5 protein-coding genes and 1 pseudogene are annotated in these 5209 nt (G+C 74.9%); 3 read left to right on the forward strand and 3 right to left on the reverse strand.

The annotated features are described in order from the left end of the window. Positions 1–298: 298 nt before the first annotated feature. Positions 299–445, forward strand: a complete 147-nt coding sequence (locus E1265_RS37530; protein ID WP_165953967.1) for a hypothetical protein — start codon at positions 299–301, stop codon at positions 443–445. Here the strand turns inward: E1265_RS37530 and E1265_RS33290 are convergent. Both E1265_RS33290 and E1265_RS33295 read right to left on the reverse strand, forming a co-directional pair. Beyond that, a pseudogene (locus E1265_RS33290) lies at positions 405–965 on the reverse strand (histidine phosphatase family protein). The gene E1265_RS37530 and the pseudogene E1265_RS33290 overlap by 41 nt on opposite strands. A gap of 52 nt (positions 966–1017) precedes the next feature. After that, entirely contained in the window at positions 1018–2478 is a 1461-nt protein-coding gene (locus tag E1265_RS33295) for a PLP-dependent aminotransferase family protein (protein WP_132934686.1), read from the reverse strand. Between E1265_RS33295 and E1265_RS33300 the strand changes: the two genes are divergently transcribed. Both E1265_RS33300 and E1265_RS33305 read left to right on the forward strand, forming a co-directional pair. Further along, complete coding sequence (locus tag E1265_RS33300; RefSeq protein ID WP_132934687.1) at positions 2477–3409, forward strand: DMT family transporter; 933 nt, start codon at positions 2477–2479, stop codon at positions 3407–3409. The two genes, E1265_RS33295 and E1265_RS33300, sit on opposite strands and share 2 nt — an antisense overlap. A 146-nt stretch (positions 3410–3555) precedes the next feature. Then, on the forward strand, positions 3556–3762 hold the full coding sequence (locus E1265_RS33305) for a DUF1918 domain-containing protein (protein ID WP_132934688.1): 207 nt from the start codon (positions 3556–3558) through the stop codon (positions 3760–3762). A gap of 44 nt (positions 3763–3806) precedes the next feature. Here E1265_RS33305 and E1265_RS33310 read toward each other — a convergent pair whose 3' ends face one another. After that, positions 3807–5060, reverse strand: coding sequence for a family 10 glycosylhydrolase (locus E1265_RS33310; protein ID WP_132934689.1), 1254 nt, complete (start codon positions 5058–5060; stop codon positions 3807–3809). Positions 5061–5209 lie beyond the last annotated feature (149 nt).

The following is a 5209-nucleotide window of genomic DNA, read 5'->3' on the forward strand; positions in this document are numbered from 1 at the left end:
CCCACCCTTTCACGCGCCGCGGGGCCGGGCGGGCCCGGCGCTCGCGCGGGATTTCCCCACCCGCACGCCCTGTCAGCGCTGCGCACGGGAGTGTGGCGGGCCGCCCGGCAGGCCGGACAGCTGGGCGCAGCACGCCCGCAGGACCCGAGCGCCGGGCGGCGGAACGCCACGCGCGCATAGGTATTCGACTCTCCGCTTCTCCACGAACAGGCGATCGCCGACAGGCCTTCGACGCCGGCACGTAGGCGCGACAGCGTCGGGGCGTGCCGATCACACTGAGCGGCTTAGCGTCCGGGTGATGCACGGCGACGGCGTCCGGCGACTCGATGTCCTCGTGGACCCGGCGGCCGATCTCCGGCTGGTCAGGGAGATCCGTCGGCAGTGCGTGGACGGCGGCGTCGGCGTCAGCCGAGTCGGAGGTTCCAACGGCCACGGCCGCCGCTGAGGCTGACGACGGAGAGCGGGTGGACCTCGGTGCGCCACTACGACAGCGGGGGTGCCTTGAGCGCGTAGAGCATGGCGGCCCGGATCACCGAGGGTTCGGTGACGGCGACGACCCGGCCGTCGTCGTCGATGGGGCGGGTGTCGAGCCAGCCACCGACCCGGGCGACGAAGGTGAGCAGGTCCTCGCCCCCGTGCGGGGCCGAGCGGGGGTCGGCGAGCCAGACGTCGACCGCGGCCGGCTCCCGGGCGGTGACCTCCTGTAAGGTGAAGCCGCTCCAGCGTCCCATGTCGCAGTCACGCAGGGCGGGTTGGGCGAGCGGGGCGAGGCCGATGGCCTCCCCGGTCTGCCGGCTGCCCGGAGTGGGCGAGCAGTAGCGCAGCTCGGCGGCGGCCAGCGGCAGCAGGGCCGGGATGGCGCGCTCCAGCGCTCGCCAGCCGGCGGTGTCGAGAGGGCGGTCATCGCCGAAGCGTGCGTCGAGAAGGCTGGAGCTGCGGGCTGCGGCGATCAGCGTGACCAGCATGGCGTGATCGTACGAGCACTCGAATATCAGCACCACCGCGCTGAGGTAAGTCTCACGGAGGTTCCGGCTGGCCGCCCAGCGCGTCGCGCCAGGCCGTGCCCAACCGCCGGACGCCTTCCACCAGTTCGGCGAGCCCGGCGGCGGGTGCGAAGCTGAGGCGGACGTGTGCCGCCGGCGGTTCGGCCGCGAAGTAGGGGCGGCCGGGCGCGACGGCGACGCCGGCCCGTAGCGCGGCGGCGGCGAGCGTGGCCTCGTCGGCGCCGGGCGGCAGCGGCAGCCACAGGTGGTAGCCGCCGCGCGGCGGCGGCGCCGGCAACCCGGCCGGGCCGGCCGCGAGCGCCCGCGCCATCGCCTCCCGCCGCTCCCGCAACTCCCGTGCCACCGCGCGGAGGTGACGGCCCCACGCGGGCGCGCCGACGAGTTCGAGGGCCGTCTCCTGGAGCGGTCGCGGGACGAAGAAGCTGTCGACGATCTGGATGGCCCGCAGCCGCTCGGCGACCGGTCCGCGCGCGGCGATCGCGCCGACCCGCAGGCTCGCCGAGGTCACCTTGGTCAGCGAACGGACGTGCACCACCGTGCCGTCCGGGTCGTCGGCCGCCAGGCTCGGCGGCAGCGGACCGGCGTCCTCGTGGCCGAGCAGTCGGGCGAAGTCGTCCTCGACCACGAAGGCACCGGCGGCCCGCGCCGCGGCGAGCACCTCGGCCCTGCGCTCCGGGGCGAGCACGGCGCCGGTCGGGTTCTGGAAGAGCGGCTGGCAGACGAACACCCGCGCCCCGCTGGCCCGGAACGCCTGCCGCAGCAGTTCGGGGCGGACCCCGTCCGCGTCCACCGGCACCGGGACGGGCCGCAGCCCGGAGGCCCGGGCGACGGCCAGCATCCCGGGGTAGGTCGGCGACTCCACGAGCACCGGGGCGCCCGGCGGCGCGAGGGCGCGCAGCGCGGTGGTGAGGGCGCTCTGCCCGCCGGCCGTGATCAGCACGTCGGCGGCCGCCACCGTGCCGGCGCCGCCGTCGATCTCGCGGGCGAACCAGGCGCGCAGTTCCGGCAGGCCGGCCATCGGCGGCCGGTCCCAGGCCCCGGGTCGGCGCCCGGCCCTGGCGAGCGCGGCGGCCAGCGCGCGCTCGGGCCGCAGCGCGGGCGCCAGATAGCCGCCGTTGAGCTCGATGACGCCGGACGGCGGGGCGACGAGGGTCGCCAGGACACCCTCGGCCTCCACGGTGCGCGGCACCTCGTCGGGCGACGGCTCCGCGGTGAGGGCGATCTGCTGCCAGGAGGTGTCGCCCGGCGTCGGGGGCGCTGGGCGTGGTCCCGCGCGGAAGGCGCCGGCGCCCGGCCGGGTGACGACGAGGCCCTCGGCGGCTAGCGCGGCCAGGGCGCGGGCGACCGTCCCGGGGCCGACGTGGTGCCGACGCATCAGCTCCCGGCTCGACGGCAGCCGCTCCCCCGGCCGGTAGCGGTCCAGATCCCGACGCAGTAGGCCGGCCAGCTCCGCCTCACTGCTACTGTGTTTCATGACGGATCACCATAGCGCTACCGCCCGCTTGCCGATAGCGGTGCCGGCCGCCTCGGCCCACATCCGCCCCGTCACGGACCGGGGTGGCATTGCCCTCGCCGCCCTCGGGGTCCTGGCGTTCTCGCTCACCTTCCCCGCCACCGTCTGGGGCCTGGACGGACTCGGCCCCTGGACCCTCACCTGTGCCCGCGTCGCGCTGGGCGCGGTCGCCGCCGCCGCCTGGCTGGCGCTGACCCGGACCCCGCCGCCCGAGCGCCGGCACTGGCCGGGCCTCGCCACCGTGGCCGCCGGCACCCTGATCGGCTTCCCGCTGCTGACCACGCTCGCCCTCCAGACCTCGTCCACCGCCCACGCCGCGGTGGTGGTCGGGCTGCTGCCGATCACCACCGCCTGCTACGTCACGTTCCGTACGGGCAGCCGGCCGTCGCGCGCCTTCTGGGGCGCGGCGCTGGTCGGTGCCGCCGCGGTGCTCGTCTTCGCGCTCCAGCAGAACGGCGGCGCCCCCACGGCCGGCGACGGCTATCTGCTGCTCGCCCTGCTGATCTGCGCCGCCGCCTACGGAGAGGGCGGCCGCCTGGCCGGCGAACTGCCCGGCTGGCATGTGGTGGCCTGGGCCCTCACGGCCTGCCTGCCGCTGGCCGTGGCCGGCCTCGTCGCCGCGCTGCTCGCCGAGCCGGCCGAGCTCACGGCACGCGCGGCCGTCGGGCTGCTGTGGCTGGCGGCCGGCTCCCAGGTCCTGGGCATCGTGGTCTGGTACCGCGGCCTTGCCCGCGCCGGCATCGCCAGGGCCAGCCAGTTGCAGCTCGCGCAGCCGCTGCTCACGCTGGTGTGGGCGGTGCTGCTGCTCGACGAGCGCCTGACCCTGGCCGCGCCGCTGACGGCCGTGGCCGTGCTGGTCTGCATCGTGATCACCCAGCGGTCCCGCGGCTGACGGGTCGGGGTGCGCGACGTAGACTAAAAGTGGTGACGTAGATCACACCGGGGTGCGCGACCGGCCCGGTGGCACAGTCGGACGCCGGCCGCGCGCAGCGGCCCGGAACCCCCGGGAACGGCGAGAGGCGACGGGAAGGTATCCCGATGCGAGCGAAGACAGGCGACCGGATGGTCACGCACGGCAGGACCGTCGGCGACACCGAGCGGGTCACCGAGATCATCGAGGTGCTCGGCGAGAACGGCGAGCCGCCCTTCCGGGTGCGCTCGGCCGACGGCCACGAGAGCGTCGTGTCCCCGGGGCCCGACTCGGAGATCAAGAGCGGGCGCCGCCGGACTCCAGGGCGCGGCTGACGCCGCCCCCACCACTACGCGTGAGCTGGCGCCGCGGCGCCAGCTCACGCGTAGTGGTCGCGGTACACCCGGGTCATCGCGCCGAGCGGGTCCGCCTTGACCTGCTTGGCGGAGTAGAACGCGTTGCCCCCCACCTCCGGGTGCTCGGCGCACAGCGTGAGGTGCCGGGAGAGCTCGGCCGGGTCCTGCCAGGCGGAGCCCTGCGCCGGGTCGCCCACCTTGTAGACCGCCTCGCCGACGTGGAGCGCGACGCCGGTGTTCCTGGCGACCTCCGACCACCAGGACACCACCGTCGCGTAGTCGGCGCCCTCCTGCCCGATGTGCCAGTAGACCTGCGGCAGCACGTAGTCGATCCAGCCCTCGCGCACCCACGCGCGGGTGTCCGCGTACAGGTCGTCGTAGGTCTGCACGCCGGCGTCGGTGTCCGAACCCAGCGGGTCGGTCGCCTTGTTGCGCCAGACGGCGAACGGGCTGACGCCGAACGCGACGTCCGGCTTGGCCTCCCGCACCCGCTCCGCCATCTCCCGCACCAGCAGGTCGATGTTGTGCCGCCGCCAGTCGCCGCGGTCGTCGAAGTCCCCACCGTGCGCCTCGAAGGCCGCGTCGTCGTCGAACTCCTCGCCGGCCACCGGGTACGGGTAGAAGTAGTCGTCCCAGTGCACGCCGTCGATGTCGTAGGACTCGACGGCGTGCATCATCGCGTCCTGCGTGAACGCGCGCACCTCGGGCAGCCCTGGGTTGTAGTAGAGCCGGCCGCCGTAGGGCACCGCCCAGTCCGGGTGCCGGCGCGCCGGGTGATCGGCCGTCAGCCGGGACGGGTCGGCGTGCGTCGCGATCCGGTAGGGGTTGAACCAGGCGTGCAGCGCGAGGCCGCGCTCGTGTGCCTCGGTGACCGCGAAGTCCAGTGGATCCCAACCCGGGTCCCGACCCTGGGTGCCGGTCAGCCACTCCGACCAGGGCTCGTGCGGGGAGGGCCAGAACGCGTCCGCCGTGGGCCTGACCTGGAGGAACACGGTGTTGAGGCGCCAGCGGGCCGCCGCGTCGAACAGGGCGGCCAGCTCGGCACGCGCCTCGTCCGCCGTGAGCCCGGGCTCGCTCGGCCAGTCGATGTTGGCGACCGAGGCGATCCACATGCCCCGCAGCCCGGTCGATCTCGCGCCGCCGCCGGCCGGCGCGCCGAGCGCCGCCAGGGGAGCCGCCCCGCGGCCAGCGGCGGCCGAGGACTGACTGAGCGTCAAAGCGCCGGTCAACGTGCCGAGCGTGGCGATCGCCAGGCTCCTGCGGGTGATGCGTGCCATCCATTGCCCCCTGTCGGTACCACCATGTTACGTATACCCAGCACAGCGTGACGGACTCTCGGTCACAACGGACGCGTGACACACCCCTTATGCGAACAACATTCGACGGTTAACATCATCGACACGTATGACTGGGAGCGCTCCCACCC

Source organism: Streptomyces sp. 8K308 (genome assembly GCF_004348315.1).
Lineage (GTDB): Bacteria > Actinomycetota > Actinomycetes > Streptomycetales > Streptomycetaceae > Streptomyces.